Origin of the sequence: Streptomyces sp. ISL-36, assembly GCF_018614205.1 — a bacterium.
Taxonomy (GTDB): domain Bacteria; phylum Actinomycetota; class Actinomycetes; order Streptomycetales; family Streptomycetaceae; genus Streptomyces.
In genome coordinates this window covers 1-21,656 of sequence record NZ_JAGGOS010000008.1, presented here as the reverse complement: position 1 = coordinate 21,656, position 21,656 = coordinate 1, and the positions used below count along the sequence as shown (strand labels likewise).

Sequence of the window (21,656 nt, the reverse complement as noted above, 5' to 3'; positions counted from 1 at the left end):
GCTCCCCGGCCGGTACCACCGATACGTCCTCACCCGCACCCCCTGACGCTGCGCACCGCTCACGCCGTCGGGCCGGCTCCCCATGCCCTGTCCCACCCACCAATGGGAGTACGCCCCCGTGGCCACGTTTCTGTACAAGTTGGGTCGCTCCGCCTTCCGGCGCCGACGGCTCGTCGCCCTGCTCTGGGTGGCACTGCTCGCGCTCGCCGGAGTCGGCGCCGCGACCGCGCCCGCCGCGACCTCCAGCTCCTTCTCGATCCCCGGCACCGAGGCCCAGAAGGCCTTCGACCTCCTTGAGCAGCGCTTCCCCGGCGGCAACGCCGACGGGGCCACCGCCCGCGTCGTCTTCAAGGCCCCCGACGGCCAGAAGATGACCGACGCGGCCCACAGGGCCAAGGTCGAGAAGGTCGTCGGCGAGCTGAAGTCGGGCTCCGACCAGGTCGCCTCGGTCACCGACCCGTACACCGCCCAGGCGGTCTCCCGGGACGGCTCGACCGCCTACGTCTCCGTCAGCTACAAGGTCTCCGGCATGGAGCTGACCGACGCGACCCGCGAGGCACTGGAGAAGACCGGGCACGACGCCCAGGGACAGGGACTCACCGTCGAGATCGGCGGCGACGCGCTCCAGACCATGCCGGAGACCGGTGCGGGCGAGATCGTCGGCGTGGTCATCGCCGGCATCGTCCTGGTCCTCACCTTCGGCTCACTGGTCGCGGCCGGACTCCCGCTGCTCACGGCGATCATCGGCGTCGGCATCGGTGTCTCCACGATCACCGCGCTCGCCAACGTCCTGGACCTCGGCTCCACCACCTCCACGCTCGCGATGATGATCGGCCTCGCCGTCGGCATCGACTACGCGCTCTTCATCGTCTCCCGCTACCGCGCCGAGCTCGCCGAGGGCCGGGAGCGCGAGGAGGCCGCGGGCCGCGCGGTCGGCACGGCCGGCTCCGCCGTCGTCTTCGCCGGTCTGACCGTCGTCATCGCGCTGGTCGGCCTCGCCGTCGTCAACATCCCGATGCTGACGAAGATGGGCTTCGCCGCCGCCGGTACGGTCCTGATCGCCGTCCTGATCGCCCTCACCCTCATACCGGCCCTGCTCGGGTTCGCGGGGTCCAAGGTCATGGGCCGCAAGCAGCGCAAGGGCGTCCAGGAGGGGGCTCTCCGGAAGGAGAAGCCCAACATGGGGACCCGCTGGGCCCGGTTCGTCATCCGCCGCCCGGTCATGGTCCTGCTCGTCGGTGTCCTCGGTCTGGGCGCGGTCGCGCTGCCCGCCGCCTCGCTGGAGATGGGCCTGCCGGACGACGGCGCCAAGCCCGTCTCCGCCACCGAGCGCCGCGCCTACGACCTGCTGTCGGACGGCTTCGGCCCCGGTTTCAACGGACCGCTGATGGTCGTCGTCGACGGCGACAAGGCCGTCGCCGAGTCCACCGTCTCCACGATCAAGGGCCTGAAGGGCGTCGTGGCGGTCACCCCGCCCACGCCCAACAAGGCCGGCGACACCGCGATGGTCACGGTGATCCCGAAGGACCGCCCCTCCTCGGTCGAGACCGAGCGGCTGGTCCACGACATCCGTGACGCGACCGGCGACAACGTCCTGGTCACCGGCGCCACCGCGATGAACATCGACTTCTCGCAGAAGATGAACGACGCCCTGCTGCCCTACCTGGCCCTGGTCGTCGGACTCGCCTTCCTGCTCCTCATGGTGGTCTTCCGCTCGATCCTGGTCCCGCTGAAGGCGGCCCTCGGCTTCCTGCTCTCGGTGGTCGCGGCCCTCGGCGCGGTCGTCGCGGTCTTCCAGTGGGGTTGGCTCGGCAGTCTGTTCGGCGTCGAGCAGACCGGCCCGATCATGTCGATGATGCCGATCTTCATGGTGGGCGTGGTCTTCGGTCTCGCGATGGACTACGAGGTCTTCCTCGTCACCCGGATGCGCGAGGCGTACGTCCACGGGGAGCGGCCCGGCGAGGCGATCGTGAGCGGTTTCCGGCACAGCGCCCGGGTGGTCACCGCCGCCGCGGTGATCATGATCGCGGTGTTCTCCGGATTCATCGGCATGGACGACCAGATGATCAAGATGATCGGCTTCGGCCTCGCCGTCGCGGTCCTCTTCGACGCCTTCGTCGTTCGGATGGCGATCGTGCCCGCCGTGCTCGCCCTGCTCGGTCACCGGGCGTGGTGGCTGCCGAAGTGGCTGGACAAGGCGCTGCCGAACGTGGACGTGGAGGGGGAGGGCCTGGCGAAGGTCACCGCCTCCCCGGGCGCTCCGCAGGACTCGGGGCCCACGCTCGTGAAGGTCTGAGTCTCCTGATCCCCGGGGTGGCCTTTTGAGCGGAGAGCACGCCCCGGATCGCGCCGGAACCTGTGGGGACGGGGAGCCGACGCGGCGCTACGCCGTCATCGTGTCGAACTCGACGCGGTGACGGCGTACGTGTGCCGGAGGAAGCGGACCAGGGCGGTCGAGTCGAACTGGACGACCGCGACACCGTCGGCCGTGTGGAACTCCACGATCGTCTGGACCCGGCCGCAGGGCCAGATCCCGATGTCCCCGCGGCGGGCGGGGGCGCGCATGCCGGTTTCGAGGAGGGTGCGCGGGAAGGACCACTCGATGTTGCCGGGGAAGACGAAGCGCACCGTGGCGGGCGCGGCGTCCGGGTCGTAGCGGAGGGCGACGGGGACGGGGCGGGAGAGCGGGGCATCGGTGATGATCCTGCCCTTGGCGTGATCCTCGACGGCATGGTCTTCCGTGGCGGGCATCGGCCGACTCCTCACACTCGTCTTACTAGTCCCTAATGTCCCATATTTCACGGCGCATGCGTCGGTTCCTTTGTGACCTGTGCGCTCTTGCAAGCCCTTTGCAGGTAGCGCCTATCATCAATGCCGTGCATGTACCCGACGGATTCATCAACGCCCCCGTGTCCGCCGCGGCCGGAATCGTCGCCGCGGGCGCCGTCGCCGTCAGCCTGCGCGGAGCCCGCCGTGAGCTGGACGAGCGAACGGCGCCACTGGCCGGACTCGTCGCGGCCTTCATCTTCGCCGTGCAGATGCTGAACTTCCCGGTCGCCGCCGGGACCAGCGGACACCTGCTCGGCGGCGCGCTCGCCGCCATCCTGGTCGGCCCGTACACGGGCGTGCTCTGCATAGCCGTCGTCCTGCTGATGCAGGGCATCCTCTTCGCCGACGGCGGTCTCACCGCGCTCGGGGTGAACATCACCGTCATGGGCGTCGTCACGGTCGTCGTCGCGTACGCCCTCTTCCGCGGACTCGTCCTCGTCCTGCCCCGCACCCGCCGCTCGGTGACCGTCGCCTCCTTCGTGGCCGCGCTCGTCTCCGTGCCCGCCGCGGCCGTCGCCTTCACCCTCTTCTACGCGATCGGCGGCACCACCGACGTACCGCTCGGCAAGGTGCTCACCGCGATGGTCGGCGTGCACACCCTCATCGGCATCGGCGAGGCCGTCATCACCATGCTGACCGTCGGCGCGGTCGTCGCCGTCCGCCCCGACCTGGTCCACGGCGCCCGCGGCCTGACCGCCCCGCTCAAGCTGCGGGTCGGCGGCGAACTGGTCGACGCGGCCCCCGCCTCCGCCGTGGCACCCGCCCCGGGCGGCTCCCCGAAGAAGGTCTGGATCGGCGGCCTGGTCACCGCCCTCGTCCTCGCCGGCTTCGTCTCCTTCTACGCCTCCGCGAGCCCCGACGGCCTGGAGAAGGTCGCCGCCGACAAGGGCATCGACAAGAACGTCGAGGAGCACGCCGCGGCCGGCTCCCCGCTCGCCGACTACGGCGTCAAGGACGTCGACGACGCCCGCCTCTCGGGCGGCCTCGCCGGAGTGATCGGCGTGGGCGCGACGCTCGCCGTCGGCACCGGCGCCTTCTGGGCCGTACGCCGCCGCAGGGCGGCGACGGCCGAGGCCCGCACCGGGGCGCAGGTCTGACATGGGTGCGGGCCACGCCCATCAGCTGTACAGACGGGGGGACTCGCCGGTCCACGCGCTGCCCCCGCACACCAAGCTCGCCGCCGTCCTCGGCTTCGTGGTCGTCGTGGTCTCCACACCCCGCGAGGCCGTCTGGGCCTTCGCGCTCTACGCCGTCCTCCTCGGTGTCGTGGCCGCGCAGGCCCGCCTCCCCGCCGGTTTCGTGCTGCGACGCCTCGTGATCGAGGTCCCCTTCGTCGCCTTCGCGTTCCTCATGCCCTTCGTCGTCCCGGGCGAACAGACCGAGGTGCTCGGCATCTCGCTCTCCGTTCCCGGCCTGTGGGGCGCCTGGAACGTCCTCGCCAAGGGCACCCTCGGCGTCGCCGCCTCCGTGCTGCTCGCCGCCACCACCGAACTGCGGGCCCTGCTCCTCGGCCTCCAGCGGCTCAAGCTGCCGCCGCTCCTCGTCCAGATCGCCTCCTTCATGATCCGGTACGGCGATCTGATCACCGACGAGATGCGCCGGATGTCCGTCGCCCGCCGCTCGCGCGGCTTCGAGGCGAAGGGCGTCCGCCACTGGGGCGTCCTCGCCAAGTCGGCGGGAGCGCTCTTCATCCGCTCGTACGAGCGCGGTGAACGCGTCCACCTGGCGATGGTCAGCCGGGGCTACACGGGGTCCATGCCGGTCATCGACGAGGTGACCGCCACCCGGCCCCAGTGGCTCCTGGCCGCCTCCCTGCCCGCCACCGCCCTGCTGATCTGCCTGTTGGGATGGACCCTATGACCGCCTCGCCCGACGTACGCGGCACCGCCTCGCTCGACGTGCGCGGCCTCGCGTACGCCTACCCCGACGGCCACCAGGCCCTCTTCGGCGTCGATCTGACCGTCGAGCGCGGCGAGCGGGTCGCGCTGCTCGGACCCAACGGCGCCGGCAAGACCACCCTCGTCCTCCACCTCAACGGCATCCTCACCGGCGGCGCCGGCACGGTCGCCGTCGCGGGGCTCCCCGTCGAGAAGCGGAACCTGGCCGAGATCCGGCGCCGCGTCGGGATCGTCTTCCAGGACCCGGACGACCAGCTGTTCATGCCGACCGTGCGCGAGGACGTGGCGTTCGGGCCGGCCGCGTCCGGGGTCCGCGGGGCGGAGCTGGAGGCCGTCGTCCGCACGGCGCTTACCCGGGTCGGCATGGAGGAGTTCGCCGACCGGCCGCCGCACCACCTGTCCTTCGGCCAGCGGCGGCGTGTGGCGGTGGCGACCGTGCTCGCCATGGAACCGGAGATCCTCGTCCTGGACGAGCCCTCCTCCAACCTCGACCCCGCCTCGCGCCGCGAACTCGCCGACATCCTGCGCTCCCTGGACGTCACCGTCCTGATGGTCACGCACGACCTTCCGTACGCACTGGAGCTCTGCCCCCGTTCGGTGATCCTCAGCGACGGGGTGATCGCCGGGGACGGTCCGACCGCGAAGATCCTGGCCGATACGGAGCTGATGGAGCGCAACCGCCTGGAGCTGCCGTTCGGCTTCGTGCCACAGTCCGTCGCCTGACCGGCGCCCGACCCGTCACCGGACCCCACCCGGAATCGGTGCCTCACCACCCACGTTGCACCATGGGGGTCGGGAGCAGCGAGCGAGAAGGAGTGTGGGACGTGGACGTCCGGGGCACGGTGGCGGCGGGATTCGAGCCGGTCAGGGACGCGTTCCTGCGCAACTTCGAACAGCGGGGCGAGCGGGGCGCGGCCGTCGCCGTCTACCGCGACGGCGTCAAGGTCGTGGACCTGTGGGCCGGTACGAAGGACGTCGACGGGGAGGCCCCCTGGGCGGTGGACACCGCGCAGGTGGTCCGCTCGGCCACCAAGGGCGTCGCCGCCGCCGTACCCCTGCTGCTGCACCAGCGCGGCCAGCTCGACCTGGACGCCCCGGTCGGCACGTACTGGCCGGAGTTCAAGGCGGCGGGCAAGGATCGGGTGACCGTACGGCAGCTGCTCGCGCACCGGGCCGGGGTACCGGTCCTCGACCGGCCGCTGACCCTCGCCGAGGCCGTCGACCTGGAGACCGCGCTCGACGCGATCGCCGCCCAGGCGCCCGTCTGGGAGCCCGGCACCGCACACGGCTACCACGCCCACACCTTCAGCTGGCTCCTCAGCGGACTGGTCCACCGGGTCACCGGCCGCACCATCGGCCGCTGGGTCGCCGAGGAGATCGCCCGCCCCCTCGGCCTCGACCTGTGGATCGGGCTGCCGTCGGAGGAGGCCCGCCGGGTCGGCCGCCTCGGCCCCGTCGAGGAGATCGAACCGCCCGGCAGCGGCGCCCTGAAGCTGCGCCCGAAGCGCTCGGTCACCGAGGCCTACCGCGACCCCGCGTCGCTGACCCGGCGCGCCTTCGGGGCGATCGATCCCAAGCCCGACGAGAACGACCCCGTCTACCGGGCCGCCGAACTGCCCGGTTCCGCCGGTGTCTCCACCGCCCGCGCCCTCGCCCGCTTCTACGCCTCGACCCTCGGCCCCGTCGACGGCGGCATACGGCTCTTCGCCCCGGCGACCCTGACCCTCGCCCGCACCGAGGAGTCCGCGGGCCCGGACCGGGTCCTGATGGTCGGCACCCGCTTCGGCCTCGGCCACATGCTCCACGGCCCCGCGTCCCCGCTCCTGAGCCCCGGTTCCTTCGGCCACCCCGGCCGCGGCGGCTCACTGGGCTTCGCGGACCCGGAGTCGGGGATCGCCTTCGGATACGTCACGAACGGCATGCGCAAGACGGTGACGGCCGACCCCCGCGCCCAGGCACTGGTCAGGTCGGTCCGCACCGCACTGGACGGGACCGCCTGAGACCCCGTCAACCCTCCCGGATCAGTCGGCTCGTGAACCCCTGGTCCCTGAGCCGGCCGTAGGCCCGGCCGACCGCCTCGGGAATGTCCTGCTCGATCATGAACCCCCGCGCCGGATAGATCAGCAGGCGCTGGTGGGCCCCGACGAGCATGTCGAGGACGAGGCGGGCGTCCCGGATCGAGTCCGTGTACTCCGCGAGCGTCATCGAGGAGGACGCGCTGACGACCTCGACCTCCGGCCAGAGCTTGCGGGCGGTCGCGTAGGCCCTGCGCTCCTCGTACGGCTTGCTGACCAGCAGGACCGACGAGACGCCGACGCCCCGCTCCGCGAGCAGGTCCCGCGAGAAACGGATGTTCTCGCCCGTGTTGCGGGCCCTGGGCTCCACGAGCACGACCGCGCCGGGCACCCCCAGCTCCAGCGCCCGCTCCCGGTAGTGCTCCGCCTCGCCTCGGGGCATCCGGTCACGCGTCGTGCGACTGGTGGCGCCCGTGAAGACCATGAGCGGCACCATGCCACGGCGGTACAGACCGACGGTCACGTCGGCCACCCCGAGGTCGTGGCTCCCGAGCCCGATCCCCACCGAGCAGGGACGCGGCGTGTGATGCATCCGCTGGAAGTCCCACAGCAGTTGAGCATCGGCCCAGGCCTGAGCGGAGATCACCGGTTGTCTCAGGTGCGGTGTCGGGGACCTTGAAATCGTAGGGCTCGGGGCGACGGATGTCCGGCACTCCAAGCGGATCACGGCCGTTGTGCAGGTCTTCTTCCGGACCGCTCAGGACGTGTGCAGCATCAGGCCGATGCCCACCACCATCAGTCCCGCCGCCACCACCCGCGGCCCCCCGAAGCGCTCCTTGAGGAAGAGGGCGCCGATGGCCGCGCCGACGATGATCGAGGACTCGCGGAGCGCCGCGATCGGGGCGAGGGGGGCCTTGGTCTGGGCCCAGAGGACCAGGGCGTAGGCGGCGACCGAGAGGGCGGCGCCGAGGAGGCCGCGGGTGGCGTGGGGGCGGAGCTGGGTGAGGAGGGCGGTCCGTCGGCGCCAGAGGGCGTACGCCGGGATCGCCAGGCCCTCCAGGATCATCAGCCAGGCGATGTAGCCGAGCGCGGTGCCCGAGGCGCGCACCCCGACGCCGTCGACGACCGTGTAGCCCGCGATGGCCAGACCCGTCGCGCCGGCCGCCAGCAGGGCCGGCCAGTCCGGGCGGCGCCCGGAGCCGCGGATGCCCCAGAGGGCCAGGCCCGTCAGGCCCGCGCAGGCGAACGCGACGCCGGTGAGCTGCCAGCCGTCGGGGATCTCGTCGACGAAGACGGCGGCGAGGACGGTCACCGCCAGCGGGGCCGTACCGCGCGCGATCGGGTACATCTGGCCGAAGTCGCCGAGCGTGAACGACCGCATGAGCAGGGCGTAGTAGCCGATGTGCAGCACGGCGGAGGCGATGAGGTACGGCCACGCCCCGGCCGCCGGCACCGGTACGAAGAAGGCGAGCGCCGTGCCGATCGTCGCCCCGCCGCCGGAGATCAGCGTGAAGGAGAGGAGCTGGTCGCGGATCGTGTGGGCGATCGCGTTCCAACTCGCGTGCGTCACGGCGGCGATCAGCACCGCCGCCGCGACCAGCGGCGTCACCTCGTCCGCTCGCGTACGTCCACGAGGGCGCCGCCCGCGTGGGCGATCAGCTGCTTCGGGTCGAGGGCGAACACCGTGTGGGGGTTTCCGGCCGCCGCCCACACCACGTCGTGGTCGAGCAGCCCGCGGTCGGCCAGGACCCGGGTCCTGGTGCGGTGCCCGAAGGGCGGGACGCCCCCGATCGCGTACCCCGTGGTCTCCCGTACGATCCGCGCGTCGGCCCGCGTCACGGCCTCGGCGCCGAGCTCCGCGCGCACCCGCTCCACGTCGACCCGCGAGGAGCCGTCCATCAGGACGAGGACCGGCACCCCGTCCGCCGCGAAGATCAGCGACTTGACGATCTCGGAGACCTCGCAGCCGATGGCCTCGGCGGCCTGGGCGGCGGTGCGGGTCTCGTCCGGGAAGCGTCGGATCTCGACGTCCAGGCCCAACTCCTTCAGGGCCGCTGCGAACTGGGGATGCGCGAGAGATTCGGTCATGGCCCGCACGCTAGCGGTATGTGTACGGGCCACGCGAGCGCGTTACCGGGCCTTGAGCACGCTCGCCACGACCGGTCCGGCGGCGTCCGCGCCGTGCCCGCCGGACTCGACGGCGGCGGCGGCCGCGAGGTCGTCGGCGAATCCGGCGAACCAACTGTTGGAGGAGGCGGCCTCGTCGACCTCGGCGGACCCGGTCTTGGCGCCCTTGTCCCCTCCCACGGAGGCCATCGCCGCGGCGCCCGTGCCTTCGCCGCGGGCGGTCGCGCGCATCATCTCGCGCAGCGCCTCCCCGATGGATCCGGGCAGCCGCTCGGCCTTGGCCGTCTCCCGGTCGTCCAGGTCCGTCGCCACGATGATCGGCTGCTTGAAGGAACCGTTCTTCGCGGTCGCGGTGATGGAGGCGATGGTGAGGGCGTTCATGGTGATCTTGCCCTGGCCGATGTACGAGGCGGCGGTCTCGATACTGGTCGACGGCGGAACGGACCCGTCCTGCGACACCACTCCGGTCTTCCACTCCAGGCCGATGCCGAAGTACTTGCGGGCCGTGTCACCGAGCGCCGTGCCGGCCTTGTCGCCGAGCGGCTTGACCGGCTTGATGAAGGTGGTGTTGCACGAGCGGGCGAAGGCCCGTCGGAGCGTGGTGCCGGAAGGGAGGGAGAAGTCCTTGAGGTTGTGGAACGTCCGTCCGTCCCAATCGACGGTCGACGGGCACTCGACCTTGCTGGACGGGCCGTCGACGAGCCCCTGATCGAGCATCATCGCGGCGGTGACGATCTTCATCGTGGAGCCCGGTGCCTGCCGCCCCTCCAGGGCCGCGTTGAAGCCGTCCTTACGGTTGTTGGCGACGGCCCGTATCTCCCCGGTGCTCGGCTTGATCGCGACCACCGAGGCTCCGTCGTACCGCTTCACCGCCCGCTCGGCCGCCGCCTGCACCTCGGCGTCGATGGTCGTCTCCAGCCGGCCCGGCCTGCCCTCGGCGAGGGTCACGAGGGTGGTGTTCGGGACGGTCTCGCTGCCGCTCTCGATCCAGGTCTCGATGCCGGGCTGTCCGCCGGCGCTCTCGCCGTACTTCTGGCGCAGCTGGTCCAGGATCGGGCCGAGCGAGGGGTACGTCTCCTTCGTCAGCTCGACGCCCTTGTGGTCGAAGGCCTTGATCCCGGCGGTCTTCGCCGTGCCGGTCCGCAGGGTGGCGCCCTTGGTCAGTTTCGGGTGGATGACGGCCGGGCTCCAGTCGACCAGCGGCCGGCCGGTGGTCAGCCCGCGCACCACGCTCAGCTCCGAGGTGTACGTCCAGGGCTTGGACCGCCCCTCGTACGTCACGGTGGCGCTGACCGTGAACGGCACCTTCGAGCCGACCGCCGTGCCGGGGGTGATGACGGCCTTGGAGACCATCGCGCCCTCGCGGTGGTCGAGCACGGCGGGCCCGGCCTCGACGGGGTTGTTGGTCAACTGGGCGGCCCGGTCCGACTCCCCGGCGGCCCAGGCGGCCAGGAACTCCTTGGCCGTACCGGTCACCTCGTCCTCGGTGAGGGGCCCGGACCGCTTCTCCTCGGCCCCCGACCGGGAGCCCACGCCCGAGCCTCCGTTGACCCCGTTCCAGAGGTTGTAGCCCCCGTACCCCACTCCACTCGCGACGACGACGAAAACGCCCCCGACGATCGCGACCTTGGCCCCACTACGCATGACTGCGTCTCCCCTCCCCAGGCGATGACGGCAGCCTAGGTGACAGGTGTGACAGCCAAGACGCTTGTTACCGGACCGCGACCCCTCGGCAGGGGCCGGTCGCTTCTCCCGTCACTGGCCCACTCTTCCGTCGACGCACTCCCGCAGCAGGTCGGCGTGTCCGCAGTGGCGGGCGTACTCGTCGATCCTGTGCACCATCAGCTCCCGGATGGCGACCTTGTCCTTCCCGACCCGTGCGCCCAGGTTCGGGTGCCCGGCCAGTGCGGCGTCGGTCGCGGCCTGTTCGCGTTCCAGATCGGCGTACGCGGCGTCGACCACCGCCTGTTCGGCGACAGCTCCGTGGAAGTCCGCGTCCTTCACGCCGTACAGCTTCGGCAGCGGGTCGCCCTCGGTGATCCAGTTGCGCCAGTCGCGCTCCACCTCGGCGAGGTGCCGGACCAGGCCGAGCAGCGACATCGTCGACGGCGGAACCGACCGCCGGGCCAGTTGCTCCGGATCCAGGCCCTCGCACTTCATCCGCAGGGTGATGCGGTAGTTCTTCAGGAAATCCAGCAGGGTCGCGAGCTCGCCGTCCGGACTGTCCTCGTTGTTGCGGAGGTCGTCGGCAGGATCGGCCCACATGTCGGGGTAGACGGTCGCCTGGGTCCATCGCGCGGGTTGATCACTCATGCGTCGCATGGTGGTCCCCGGCGACCCGAGTCCGCCACCGAGTTCCCCATGTCGAGGCGTCGCCACGGTGAACGCCGCCGCGCCCTCTTCCCGCTCCTCACTCCGCTAGACCCAGGTGTCGAGCCACATCCGGCTGCGCCAGGAATCCATCGGAATCGCCTGCCCGGTATAGATCGGCCAGAAGTAGATGAAATTCCAGACGATCAGCAGAACCAGAACTCCGGCACCCACCGCCCCGAACGTCCGCCGTCTTTCCGATGAACCCGGCGGTCCCACGATCGCCCCGATCATCATCGTCACCGCGAGACACAGGAACGGCACGAAAACCACCGCGTAGAAAAGGAAGATCGTGCGTTCCTGATAGAGGAACCAGGGGACCCAGCCTGCCGCGATACCGCACGCGATGGCGCCGGCCCGCCAGTCCCTGCGGAAGAACCAGCGCCACAGGATGTAGAGGATCGCGAAACAGGCAGCCCACCACAGCAGCGGCGTGCCGAGGGCCAGGACCTCCTGCGCGCACTTCTCCGTCGCGTTCGCCGGGCAGCCCTTCTCGCCCGGGGCCGGGCTCTCGTAGAAGTACGAGACGGGGCGGCCGAGGACGATCCAGCTCCACGGGTTCGACTGGTACGTGTGGTGCGAGGTGAGGTTGACGTGGAATTCGTAGACCTCGGTCTCGTAGTGCCACAGGCTCCGCAGCCAGTCCGGCAGCCACGACCAGAAGCCGCCGCCGCCGATGCGGTCCTGTTCGGCCGCCCAGTTGCGGAAGTACCCCTTGTCCGAGGCGATCCAGCCCGTCCACGTGGCGACGTAGGTGACCAACGCGACCGGGACCACCGAGACGAACGCCGGGACGAGGTCCCGCCTGAGCACCGCGAGGTACGGGCGGAACGCGCCGGCCGTCCGCCGGCCGCCCGCGTCCCACAGCACCGTCATCAGACCGAACGCGGCCATGATGTACAGGCCGTTCCACTTCGTCGCGAAGGCGAGCCCCAGCATCACCCCGGCCGCCAGCCGCCACGGCCGCCACCCCAGCCGCTGGTTCTCGGCGACCGCCGCGTCCGGCCGCAGCACCCCCTCCTCGTCGACGGGCAGCGCGGCCGCGAGCCGCCGCCGCGCCCGGTCCCGGTCGACGATCAGGCACCCGAAGGACGCCAGGACGAAGAACATCAGCACCTGGTCGAGCAGCGCCGTGCGGCTCATCACGAAGTGCAGACCGTCCACCGCGAGCAGCAGCCCCGCCAGACACCCCAGGAACGTCGAGCGGAACAGCCGCCGTCCGATCCGGCAGAGCATCAGCACCGACAGCGTGCCGAGCAGCGCCACCATGAAGCGCCAGCCGAACGGCGTGAAGTCGAAGATCTTCTCACCCAGACCGATGACCCACTTGCCCATCGGCGGATGCACGACGTAGCCGGGCTCGGTCGGGATCAGCACGCTCGACGGATCGGTCAGGATCGTCTTGTCGATGTCCTTCGGCCACGCCCCCTCGTACCCCTGGTTGATCAGGGCCCACGAGTCCTTGGCGTAGTACGTCTCGTCGAATATCACCGCGTGCGGCTTGTCCAGGTTCCAGAACCGCAGCAGCCCCGCGAGCAGCGCCACGAGCAGCGGACCGCCCCAGGCCGCCAGCCGCCAGATCCGGTCGGCGAGCCCGGGGGAGACCCCGAGCAGCGCCCACATCCGCTCCGACGGCCGGGTGTACGGCGGTACGAGACGCTCCCGCAGCCCGGGCCCCACGGCGCTCCTGGCGGGGGGTGCGTAGCCGAAGCGCCGCAGACGCTGCTGCCACGACGGGGGCTCTTCCACGGCGCGCTGACCCTGCAGGGCCTCGGGTGCGGTACTGGTCACCGCGCCATCGTAGGGAACGCGCCTGTGCGAGTCGCCTGTCCGGGCTGCGAGGATGACCCATGTGACTGGAACGCTGGTACTTGCAGGGACCCCCATCGGGGACATCGCGGACGCCCCGCCGCGGCTCGTGGCCGAGCTGGAGGGCGCCGACATCGTCGCCGCCGAGGACACCCGGCGGCTGCGCGGCCTGACCAGGGCGCTGGGCGTGCACACCACCGGCCGGGTCGTCTCCTACTTCGAGGGCAACGAGTCCGCCCGTACGCCCGAACTGGTCGAGGCGCTCGCGGGCGGCGCGCGGGTGCTGCTCGTCACCGACGCCGGCATGCCCTCCGTCTCCGACCCCGGTTACCGCCTCGTCGCCGCTGCCGTCGAGCAGGACATCAAGGTCACCGCCGTCCCCGGCCCCTCCGCCGTACTGACCGCGCTCGCCCTGTCCGGGCTGCCGGTGGACCGCTTCTGTTTCGAGGGTTTCCTGCCCCGCAAGGCCGGGGAGCGGCTCGGACGGCTCCGCGAGGTCGCGGACGAGCGCCGCACCCTCGTCTACTTCGAGGCCCCGCACCGGCTCGACGACACCCTCGCCGCGATGGCCGAGGTCTTCGGCGCCGAGCGCCGCGCCGCGGTCTGCCGCGAGCTGACCAAGACGTACGAGGAAGTGAAGCGCGGCGGTCTCGGCGAGCTGGCCGCCTGGGCCGCGGAAGGCGTACGGGGCGAGATCACCGTCGTCGTCGAGGGCGCGCCGGAGCCGGTCCCGGGCGATGTGGACGCCGAGGAGCTGGTGCGCAGGGTGCGGGTGCGCGAGGAGGCGGGGGAGCGGCGCAAGGAGGCCATCGCGGCTGTCGCGGCCGAGGCGGGCCTTCCCAAGCGCGAGGTGTTCGACGCCGTCGTGGCGGCGAAGAACGCGCCCAGGGCCGCGGAGTAAGCCCCCGGCCGCGGAGTAAGGCCCCCGGGGCCGCGGAGTAAGCCCTCGGGTCGGCGAGTGAGCCCCCCAGGCGCCGAGTGAGCCCCCCGGGCGCCGAGTGAGCCCCCTTCGGGCCCTGAGAGAGCCGGAGCCGGGCCCTGGGAAAAGTCGCCCCGGCTCCCGAGGAAAGCCTCGTCGGGCCCAAGGGGAAAACCGTGCCCAGGCCCTTGGAAAGGTAAAGGGCTATCGTGAAAGGCAAAGCGAAACCCCCCGCGGCAGGCCTTTCGAGGGCCTGAGAGCAAGGGAAGGCCAAAGAGCGTTCCATTGTTCGACCGGCGCTGATGCGCTCCGGCCGGAAAAGGCGTCCACTGGACCGGTGGAGAGGAGCTGGCATGAGTGAGATCACCGGCACCGGAATACCCGTGGCCCATGAGGCGTACGCCTTCGCCTGCATGCGTTGCGGGTACGGCTGGGAACAGGCGTACGACATCGAGCACCACGTCGACGCGACCGGCCAGGAATTCATCGTCTACAAGGCCGGCGGCGAGCGGGTGCCCTCGCCGCTGTCCAGCCCGACCTGCATGAACTGCGGCGGCCATGTCGTCCGCATCATGCGCTCGGGCCAGGTTTCGTCGGTTCTCGACTCGTGGGAACAGGCCCATCACCCGAACGAGCCCAGGACACGCAGACCGGTCGCCCCGGCCGGCCCGATCGGCCTGGCGGGCCCGATCGGTCAGGACCTGGAACGGCAGGAGCTGGCGCGCAAGGACGTGCGGCGCGACGGGGGCCCCAAGAAGCGCGACGGGGGCCCGAAGAAGCACGCCTCCGGGGCGGGTCCTGAGGGGGACGCCCCCGGCCCGGTCCATGTGGAGGAGCCGCACCGCCGGCGCCTGTCGGATCTGTTCCACCGCAAGCCGCCCTCTTCGTAGGCCGCCGCGAGTGAACTCATGGCCCCTCGTACGATCGGGGCCATGAGTTCCAAGGACGCCCCGCCGCCGCTGCCCGAGCCCCTTCTGGTGCCGGTGGCGGACTCGCACACCCACCTGGACATGCAGTCGGGCACCGTCGAGGAGGCCCTCACCAAGGCCGCCGCCGTCGGCGTCACCACCGTCGTCCAGGTCGGCTGCGACATCAAGGGCTCCCAGTGGGCCGCCGAGACGGCCGCCGCGCACGAGAACGTGCACGCCGCCGTCGCCCTGCACCCCAACGAGGCACCCCGGATCGTGCTCGGAGACCCCGACGGATGGTCCCGTCAGGGCGCCCGCGAGGCCGGCGGGGACGCGGCGCTCGACGACGCGCTCGCCGAGATCGACCGGCTGGCCTCCCTGCCGTACGTCCGCGCCGTCGGTGAGACCGGGCTCGACTTTTTCCGTACCGGCCCCGAGGGCATCGCCGCCCAGGAGCGCTCCTTCCGCGCCCACATCGAGATCGCCAAGCGGCACGGCAAGGCCCTCGTCATCCACGACCGCGAGGCCCACGCCGACGTGCTGCGCGTCCTCGACGAGGAGGGCGCACCCGAGCGGACCGTGTTCCACTGCTACTCCGGCGACGCCGACATGGCCCGGATCTGCGCCGCCAAGGGCTACTACATGTCCTTCGCGGGCAACATGACCTTCAAGAACGCGCAGCCGCTGCGCGACGCCCTCGCGGTCGCGCCCCTGGAGCTGGTGCTGGTCGAGACAGACGCCCCGTTCCTGACCCCGGCGCCCTACCGAGGACGGCCCAACGCGCCGTACCTGATCCCGGTGACCGTGCGCGCGATGGCCGCGGTGCGCGGGATCGGCGAGGAAGAACTGTGCGCTGCGATCGCCGTCAACACCGCGACCGCCTTCGATTACTGATCAATAACGGTTACGGTATGTGGTCGAGGCGCTGTGGAGAGTGACCGTCGCGCCCGCTAGGGTCCCGGCCTCGTGAGCAACTCGCAGGGCAGTCACCGGGCCGCACGGGGCGGGCGCCGGCCGAACCTCCCCCTCCATGAGCAGCCGACGATGGCGGCGCCCCTCGTGCCCGGTCAGGGCGCGGCCGGCCTCGTGGCACCCGCGGCTGCCGCGGTCCCTTCGGCCCCCGAGGCCCCCGCCGCCCCCTCGACGCCCGCGGTCCCCGCGACCCGCGCCGAGGCCCGCCGGGCCGCCCGGCGCCGCAAGTCCTCCGCTCCCGCCGCCGACGGCCTGCGGCGGCTCATCCCCCAGGCCCTCGTCGTCGTCTTCCTCGCCGGCGGCACCAGCGCCTTCGTCGCCAACGACAAGGCCGTCCGGCTCTCCGTCGACGGCGTCCCGCGCACCCTGCACACCTTCGCCGACGACGTCGACGAACTCCTCGCCGACGAGGGCCTGGCCGTCGGTGCCCACGACATCGTCGCGCCCACCCCCGGCGCGGCCCTGGCCAGCGGCGACCAGGTCGTCGTCCGCTACGGCCGCCCCGTCGTTCTCACCCTCGACGGGCAGCGCCGCGAGGTGTGGACCACCGCCAGGACCGTCGGCGACGCCCTGCGCCAGTTCGGCGTCCGCGCCGAGGGCGCGTACCTCTCCGTCTCCCGCTCGGCCCCCATCTCCCGCCGGGGCCTCTTCCTCGACGTCCGGACCGAACGGACCGTCACCCTCCTCGCCGACGGCCGCGAGCGGACCCTGCGCACCAACGCCGCCACCGTGCAGGAGGCCGTCGAGGAGGCCGGGATCACCCTCTCCGGGCAGGACACCACCTCCGTACCGCCCGACGCGTTCCCCCGCGACGGCCAGACGATCACCGTCATGCGGATCACCGGCACCAAGGAGGTGCGCGAGGAACCGATCCCGTACGCCGTCGAGAGGACCCGCGACCCCGAGCTCTTCGCCGGTACCGAGGTCGTCGAGCAGCAGGGCGTGCAGGGCGTGCGCCGGGTCACCTACGCACTGCGGACCGTCAACGGGGTCCGGCAGAGGCCGCGGCGGATCCGCGAGGAGATCGTCCGCGAACCCGTCACCCGGAAGGTGAAGATCGGCACCAGGCCACTGCCCTCGTCGGTGGCGGGAGCCGACGGGCTCGACTGGGGAGCGCTGGCGGCCTGCGAGTCCGGCGGACGGCCGAACGCCGTCGACCCCTCGGGGACGTACGGCGGGCTCTACCAGTTCGACCCCGGCACCTGGCGCTCGCTCGGTGGCCGCGGAGTCCCCCAGAACGCGCCCGCCTCGGAGCAGACGTACCGGGCGAAGAAGCTCTACGTGCAGCGGGGGGCGAGTCCGTGGCCCCACTGCGGCCGTAGGCTGTACCGGTGAGCACCACCACCGGCCCCGAAAGCCCCGACGCCCTCCTCGGCCCCGCCGACATCCGTGAACTGGCGGCGGCGCTCGGCGTACGCCCCACCAAGCAGCGCGGCCAGAACTTCGTCATCGACGCCAACACGGTCCGGCGGATCGTCCGCACGGCAGAGGTGCGCCCCGACGACGTCGTCGTCGAGGTGGGCCCCGGGCTCGGCTCGCTGACCCTGGCGCTGCTCGAGGCCGCGGACCGGGTGACGGCCGTCGAGATCGACGATGTGCTGGCCGGAGCCCTGCCGGCGACGATCGAGGCCCGCCTGCCGCGGAAGAAGGACCGTTTCGCGCTCGTCCACTCCGACGCCATGCACGTCCAGGAGCTGCCGGGCCCGCCGCCCACCGCGCTGGTCGCGAACCTTCCGTACAACGTGGCCGTGCCCGTCCTGCTGCACATGCTGGACCGCTTCCCGACGATCGAGCGGACGCTGGTCATGGTCCAGGCGGAGGTCGCCGACCGGCTCGCGGCCCGGCCCGGCAACAAGGTGTACGGCGTGCCGTCGGTCAAGGCGAACTGGTACGCCGAGGTGAAGCGGGCCGGCTCGATCGGCCGCAATGTCTTCTGGCCCGCACCCAACGTCGACTCGGGTCTGGTCTCGCTGGTGCGCCGGAGCGAACCGGTGGCGACCACCGCCTCCAAGGCGGAGGTCTTCGCCGTCGTCGACGCGGCGTTCGCGCAGCGCCGCAAGACCCTGCGGGCCGCGCTCGCGGGGTGGGCGGGCTCGCCCGCGGCGGCCGAGGAGGCGCTGGTCGCGGCGGGAATCTCGCCTCAGGCGCGGGGCGAGGCGCTGACGGTGGAGGAGTTCGCGCGGATCGCGGAGGCGAAGAAGTGAGCGGTGCGGAGGCGAGCGGTACGGAGGCGGTGGCCGCGGCCCGCACGACGACCGCCGGGGCCGTCACCGTGCGCGTGCCCGCGAAGGTCAACGTGCAGCTCGCGGTCGGCGGTGCGCGGGCCGACGGCTTCCACGACCTGGCCAACGTCTTCCTCGCGGTCTCGCTCTACGACGAGGTGACGGCGGCCCCCGCGGACGAGCTGCGCGTCACCTGCGAGGGCCCCGACGCCGACAAGGTGCCGCTGGACCGCACGAACCTGGCCGCGCGGGCGGCCGAGCTGCTCGCCGCACGCCACGGCATCTCCCCCGACGTCCACCTGCACATCGCGAAGGACATCCCGGTCGCGGGCGGCATGGCCGGTGGCAGCGCGGACGGCGCGGGCGCGCTGCTCGCCTGCGACGCCCTGTGGGGGCTGAACTCCCCGCGCGCGGAGCTCCTCGACATCTGCGCCGAACTCGGCAGCGACGTGCCGTTCAGCCTGGTCGGCGGGGCGGCGCTCGGTGTCGGACGCGGCGAGAGGCTGACGGAGCTGCCGGTGGGCGGCGCGTTCCACTGGGTCTTCGCCGTCGCCGACGGCGGACTGTCGACCCCGGCGGTGTACGGCGAGTTCGACCGTCTCCACGAGGGTGTGGACGTCCCCGAACCGGTCGCCTCCCCGGTGCTGCTCGACGCTCTGCGCTCGGGTGACGCGACCGCCCTGGCCGGTGCGCTGACCAACGATCTCCAGCCGGCCGCCGTCTCCCTGCGCCCGTCCCTGACGGCGACCCTGGAGACGGGGACGACGGCCGGCGCCCTGGCCGCCCTGGTCTCCGGCTCGGGTCCGACGACGGCGTTCCTGGTGAAGGACGCGGACGCGGCCGAGGCGGTCGCGGCCGCCCTGATCGCCTCCGGCACCTGCCGCACGGCGCGCGTGGCCACGTCCCCGGCGCAGGGCGCGACCGTCCTGGACTGACCCCTACTCGTGGCCCCTGCCGAGGCGCGCCAGGAGGAGGTTCGGGTCCTTCACCGTCTCGAAGTAGGACGCGCTCGTCACATACACGGTCCGGTCGGACCCGTTGTGCTCGTCGGCCTTGTGCCCGTCGGCCTTGTGGCCCTTGCCGCCCACCGCCACGGCGGTCGGGTTGGAGAGCCCGTCCTCCTCGGTGAGGACGACCGTGTGGGTGCCGTCGGGGCGCACCAGGGCGACGTCGTTGTCCGTGATCAGGGCGGCGAGGAGCGTGTCGTCGTGCCCGGTGAAGGCGAAGTCGTCGATCCCGTTCAGTCCGGTCGCCCGGGTCTCGATCGGGCCGGCGGACGTGTCGGGGCGTACGGGGATGCGCAGCAGCGTGTCGCGGTCGGTGTTCGACACCCACACGGCGCCGTTGTGGACCTTGATGCCGTTGGCACCGAAACCGGATCCGGCGGGTGCGGGCAGCGGCTGGAGCGCGCTTCCGGCGGCCCAGGCCGTCCGCGTGCCGCCTTCCCGGGGGACGCGCCACACGATTCCGTGCACCGAGTCGGCGGCGTACAGCATGCCGCACTCCTCGTCGAGGGCGAGGCCGTTGGGCAACCCGTCGGCCGGCAGCTCCATGATCTGCTCGGGGGCGCTGCCGTCGGGCTTGATGCGCCAGATGCCGGTCTCGCTCGTCCCGGTGGCGTAGTTGACGTAGAGGGTGCCGTCGTGGGCGCGCGCGATACCCATGGCCACGGCCGCCCCGATCAGGGGTGTGCTCGGGTCCGCCACGGCGGGCAGGGTGGCGAGGATGCGCGTGTCGCCGTGCTGGTCGACGTGGGCGACCTGCCGGGCCAAGGAGAAGGTCAGATCGGCGGAGCCGTCGGGTTCGAGGGCGATGCTCTCCGGGGTCTGGCCGGCGGTGAAGTCGAAGTGGGTGACGACCCGCGGATCGGAGACGGTCGGCTCGCCGGCCGAGGTCGGGCCGGACGCGAGCAGGGTGAGGGCGACGGCGGCCGCGGCGGCAGCGGCCAGGTGCGGGAGTCGGGACATGGCTCTCCTTCGGGGGCTCGGTGCCGGGTGTGCGGCACCAGAAGAAGATGACGGGGCGTCAGTCCGACGTGGTGGCAGCCCCGGCCGGGGGATCGCCCGCGTGGCCGACGACATGGGGCCAGTTGGCACGGGGGCGATGACGCCACGACCCGCGCGCTGTTCGACGTGCTCGGCGTGTGCTCGGCCTGTCGATCGTCGGCTTCGGCGTCTGCTGGACGGCCGTACGGCCACGCTGGCCGCGGTGCGATCAGCGCACCCGTCGCCGGGGCGCCGGCCCCCGCGGGCCGGCGCCCGGTCGAACGGGCCGGGCCACCGTCCCGGGTGTCCGGCGGCGCGGTCACTTCCCGGTCGCGCCGATCGCCACCAGGCCCTTCATGCCCATCGCGTACACGTTCCCGCCGCCCGCCCAGAACGCGCGCACGGGGGAGGTCGTCATCGCGGTGGTGAGCTCGTACTTCCAACGGGCCTTGCCGTCCGTCGCGTTCAGGGCCCACAGCCAGCCGCCGGCGGCGACGTAGAGGGTGTCGTCCGCGCTCTGGAGCACGGGCAGGCCGCCCGTCGTGTCGGTGATGGTGCCCGCCCAGCGCACGGTGCCGGTGCGGGCGTCGAGCGCGTACACCAGGACCCCGCGGCCCTCGAACGCCGCGGCGAAGACCGTCCGGCCGTCCGGGCTCGCCACCACGCCCTTCAGCGGGGCCTTGGGGGACGTCCAGACGACGTGCCCGTTCGCCGGGTCGATGCCGTAGAGACGGTCGGACACATGGAGGAACAGACCGCCGGCCGAGGAGTGCGGGCCGTCCCGCCAGTTGCCGTGCCGGCCCTGGCTCAGCACGTCCATGGTGCTGGTCGCGGCGCCGGGCGAGGGCTGCTCCCAGGTCATCTTCCGGGTGCGGACGTCGAGCGCCGCGATCTTCTGCCCGCTGCCGTCGGTGTTGGAGCTCGCCCAGAACAGGCGCGTACCGGAGGACGGCACGAACAGACTGCCCCGGGGGTATTTGATCTCCGGGTCCGTGAGGATCGCCTGCCAGCCCTTCCGCTTCGCCGGGTCCACGGCCCAGACGAACGGGCCGCTGGAGAACTTGAATCCCTGTTTCGCGTCGGGGAGGACCGCGGCCGCCGACCCGGTGACGAACACCTGGCCGTCCAGCATCCCGGGCACCGCCACCTCCAGCGCGGTCTTGAACGGCAGCGCAAGGGTCCAGGCCTCGGCGCCGGTGTCGAGACGGATCGCGCGCAGGGCCCTTTCGAGCTCGCCCGCGCCCCTGCGCATCGCGGCGTACGCCATGCCGCCGCCGACGGCCGCGATGAGTCCCCCGATCGCTCCGGTCGACGAGTCCGGAAGGTGGGCCACCGGCCCCCACTTCCTGCGGCCCCCGGCGTCGAAGGCCCAGATGTTCTTCGCGCTGAACGCGACGACGGTCCCGCCGTCGCCCAGGATCTGCACCACGGGCTCGGAGACCGGTGCCGTCCACAGTGGCTCGGCCTTCACCCCGGTGCCGAGCGGGCGCGCCGGGTCGGTGAGCGCGGGCGCCTTGGGCTTCGCGTCGGCCGTCGGCTTCGGGTCGTCCTCCCGGCCGCCCAGCCACAGCCCGATGCCGGTGCCGCCGCCCGCGAGGGCCA

At 72.2% G+C, this 21,656-nt stretch carries 20 protein-coding genes; 11 read left to right on the top strand and 9 right to left on the bottom strand.

The window, feature by feature from the left end; translation table 11 throughout:
- Window positions 1–118: 118 nt before the first annotated feature.
- Window positions 119–2,296: an MMPL family transporter gene (locus J7E93_RS01395; RefSeq protein ID WP_215065354.1), complete on the top strand. Its 2,178-nt coding sequence runs from the start codon at window positions 119–121 to the stop codon at window positions 2,294–2,296.
- A 95-nt stretch (window positions 2,297–2,391) separates the two neighbouring features.
- On the opposite strand, the gene J7E93_RS01390 is transcribed toward J7E93_RS01395, so the two are convergent.
- Entirely contained in the window at window positions 2,392–2,751 is a 360-nt protein-coding gene (locus tag J7E93_RS01390) for an SsgA family sporulation/cell division regulator (RefSeq protein WP_215065353.1), read from the bottom strand.
- Between the two features lie 125 nt (window positions 2,752–2,876).
- On the opposite strand from J7E93_RS01390, the gene J7E93_RS01385 reads away from it, so the two are divergent.
- From J7E93_RS01385 to J7E93_RS01370, 4 genes are all read left to right on the top strand, one after another.
- Entirely contained in the window at window positions 2,877–3,926 is a 1,050-nt protein-coding gene (locus tag J7E93_RS01385; RefSeq protein ID WP_215065352.1) for an energy-coupling factor ABC transporter permease, read from the top strand.
- Window position 3,927: 1 nt separating this feature from the next.
- Window positions 3,928–4,689, top strand: coding sequence for a cobalt ECF transporter T component CbiQ (gene cbiQ / locus J7E93_RS01380; RefSeq protein WP_215065351.1), 762 nt, complete (start codon window positions 3,928–3,930; stop codon window positions 4,687–4,689).
- A complete protein-coding gene (locus J7E93_RS01375; RefSeq protein ID WP_215065350.1) occupies window positions 4,686–5,450 on the top strand; it encodes an energy-coupling factor ABC transporter ATP-binding protein in 765 nt (254 codons plus the stop codon). The genes cbiQ and J7E93_RS01375 overlap by 4 nt, the downstream gene beginning before the upstream one ends.
- A gap of 62 nt (window positions 5,451–5,512) precedes the next feature.
- The gene (locus J7E93_RS01370; RefSeq protein ID WP_215065349.1) at window positions 5,513–6,727 is read left to right on the top strand and encodes a serine hydrolase domain-containing protein; all 1,215 of its coding nucleotides are present in this window, start codon (window positions 5,513–5,515) and stop codon (window positions 6,725–6,727) included.
- Window positions 6,728–6,734: 7 nt separating this feature from the next.
- On the opposite strand, the gene J7E93_RS01365 is transcribed toward J7E93_RS01370, so the two are convergent.
- The 6 genes from J7E93_RS01365 to J7E93_RS01340 all read right to left on the bottom strand — a co-directional run bounded on the left by J7E93_RS01365 (window position 6,735) and on the right by J7E93_RS01340 (window position 13,030).
- On the bottom strand, window positions 6,735–7,388 hold the full coding sequence (locus J7E93_RS01365; RefSeq protein ID WP_215065348.1) for a YdcF family protein: 654 nt from the start codon (window positions 7,386–7,388) through the stop codon (window positions 6,735–6,737).
- Window positions 7,389–7,499: 111 nt separating this feature from the next.
- A complete protein-coding gene (locus tag J7E93_RS01360) occupies window positions 7,500–8,351 on the bottom strand; it encodes a DMT family transporter (RefSeq protein ID WP_215065347.1) in 852 nt (283 codons plus the stop codon).
- Window positions 8,348–8,830, bottom strand: coding sequence for a YbaK/EbsC family protein (locus tag J7E93_RS01355; protein ID WP_215065346.1), 483 nt, complete (start codon window positions 8,828–8,830; stop codon window positions 8,348–8,350). Before J7E93_RS01355 ends, J7E93_RS01360 begins: the two co-directional genes overlap by 4 nt.
- Before the next feature lie 42 nt (window positions 8,831–8,872).
- Entirely contained in the window at window positions 8,873–10,513 is a 1,641-nt protein-coding gene (locus J7E93_RS01350) for a penicillin-binding transpeptidase domain-containing protein (RefSeq protein ID WP_215065345.1), read from the bottom strand.
- 111 nt (window positions 10,514–10,624) lie between these two features.
- Window positions 10,625–11,191, bottom strand: a complete 567-nt coding sequence (locus J7E93_RS01345) for a DinB family protein (protein ID WP_215065344.1) — start codon at window positions 11,189–11,191, stop codon at window positions 10,625–10,627.
- 96 nt (window positions 11,192–11,287) lie between these two features.
- Window positions 11,288–13,030: a dolichyl-phosphate-mannose--protein mannosyltransferase gene (locus J7E93_RS01340; RefSeq protein ID WP_215065343.1), complete on the bottom strand. Its 1,743-nt coding sequence runs from the start codon at window positions 13,028–13,030 to the stop codon at window positions 11,288–11,290.
- Between the two features lie 52 nt (window positions 13,031–13,082).
- Here J7E93_RS01340 and rsmI point away from each other — a divergent pair, with 52 nt between their 5' ends.
- The 6 genes from rsmI (at window position 13,083) to J7E93_RS01310 (ending at window position 19,004) form a co-directional block, all read left to right on the top strand.
- A complete protein-coding gene (rsmI, locus tag J7E93_RS01335) occupies window positions 13,083–13,949 on the top strand; it encodes a 16S rRNA (cytidine(1402)-2'-O)-methyltransferase (protein WP_215065342.1) in 867 nt (288 codons plus the stop codon).
- 371 nt (window positions 13,950–14,320) lie between these two features.
- Window positions 14,321–14,857, top strand: a complete 537-nt coding sequence (locus J7E93_RS01330; RefSeq protein ID WP_215065341.1) for a hypothetical protein — start codon at window positions 14,321–14,323, stop codon at window positions 14,855–14,857.
- 42 nt (window positions 14,858–14,899) lie between these two features.
- On the top strand, window positions 14,900–15,769 hold the full coding sequence (locus J7E93_RS01325) for a TatD family hydrolase (RefSeq protein ID WP_215065340.1): 870 nt from the start codon (window positions 14,900–14,902) through the stop codon (window positions 15,767–15,769).
- A 72-nt stretch (window positions 15,770–15,841) separates the two neighbouring features.
- Window positions 15,842–17,182, top strand: coding sequence for a resuscitation-promoting factor (locus J7E93_RS01320; protein WP_215065339.1), 1,341 nt, complete (start codon window positions 15,842–15,844; stop codon window positions 17,180–17,182).
- Window positions 17,179–18,051: a 16S rRNA (adenine(1518)-N(6)/adenine(1519)-N(6))-dimethyltransferase RsmA gene (gene rsmA / locus J7E93_RS01315; RefSeq protein ID WP_215065338.1), complete on the top strand. Its 873-nt coding sequence runs from the start codon at window positions 17,179–17,181 to the stop codon at window positions 18,049–18,051. Before J7E93_RS01320 ends, rsmA begins: the two co-directional genes overlap by 4 nt.
- A gap of 29 nt (window positions 18,052–18,080) precedes the next feature.
- Window positions 18,081–19,004 (top strand): 4-(cytidine 5'-diphospho)-2-C-methyl-D-erythritol kinase, encoded by a 924-nt coding sequence (locus J7E93_RS01310; RefSeq protein WP_215065375.1) that lies wholly within the window; start codon window positions 18,081–18,083, stop codon window positions 19,002–19,004.
- A gap of 3 nt (window positions 19,005–19,007) precedes the next feature.
- Here the strand turns inward: J7E93_RS01310 and J7E93_RS01305 are convergent, their stop codons facing one another.
- Window positions 19,008–20,036, bottom strand: coding sequence for a hypothetical protein (locus J7E93_RS01305; protein WP_215065337.1), 1,029 nt, complete (start codon window positions 20,034–20,036; stop codon window positions 19,008–19,010).
- A 337-nt stretch (window positions 20,037–20,373) separates the two neighbouring features.
- The coding region (locus J7E93_RS01300; RefSeq protein ID WP_215065336.1) for a PQQ-binding-like beta-propeller repeat protein at window positions 20,374–21,656 on the bottom strand (1,283 nt) is incomplete at its 5' end.

What these genes read in the sequence shown, in the direction of transcription:
- rsmI (WP_215065342.1), top strand. Translation starts at nt 13,083, where the DNA reads ATGACCCATGTGACTGGAACGCTGGTACTTGCAGGGACCCCCATCGGG.
- J7E93_RS01390 (WP_215065353.1), bottom strand. Translation starts at nt 2,751, where the DNA reads ATGCCCGCCACGGAAGACCATGCCGTCGAGGATCACGCCAAGGGCAGG.
- J7E93_RS01375 (WP_215065350.1), top strand. Translation starts at nt 4,686, where the DNA reads ATGACCGCCTCGCCCGACGTACGCGGCACCGCCTCGCTCGACGTGCGC.
- J7E93_RS01370 (WP_215065349.1), top strand. Translation starts at nt 5,513, where the DNA reads ATGGGGGTCGGGAGCAGCGAGCGAGAAGGAGTGTGGGACGTGGACGTC.
- J7E93_RS01355 (WP_215065346.1), bottom strand. Translation starts at nt 8,830, where the DNA reads ATGACCGAATCTCTCGCGCATCCCCAGTTCGCAGCGGCCCTGAAGGAG.
- cbiQ (WP_215065351.1), top strand. Translation starts at nt 3,928, where the DNA reads ATGGGTGCGGGCCACGCCCATCAGCTGTACAGACGGGGGGACTCGCCG.
- J7E93_RS01325 (WP_215065340.1), top strand. Translation starts at nt 14,900, where the DNA reads ATGAGTTCCAAGGACGCCCCGCCGCCGCTGCCCGAGCCCCTTCTGGTG.
- J7E93_RS01305 (WP_215065337.1), bottom strand. Translation starts at nt 20,036, where the DNA reads ATGTCCCGACTCCCGCACCTGGCCGCTGCCGCCGCGGCCGCCGTCGCC.
- J7E93_RS01350 (WP_215065345.1), bottom strand. Translation starts at nt 10,513, where the DNA reads ATGCGTAGTGGGGCCAAGGTCGCGATCGTCGGGGGCGTTTTCGTCGTC.
- J7E93_RS01345 (WP_215065344.1), bottom strand. Translation starts at nt 11,191, where the DNA reads ATGCGACGCATGAGTGATCAACCCGCGCGATGGACCCAGGCGACCGTC.
- J7E93_RS01330 (WP_215065341.1), top strand. Translation starts at nt 14,321, where the DNA reads ATGAGTGAGATCACCGGCACCGGAATACCCGTGGCCCATGAGGCGTAC.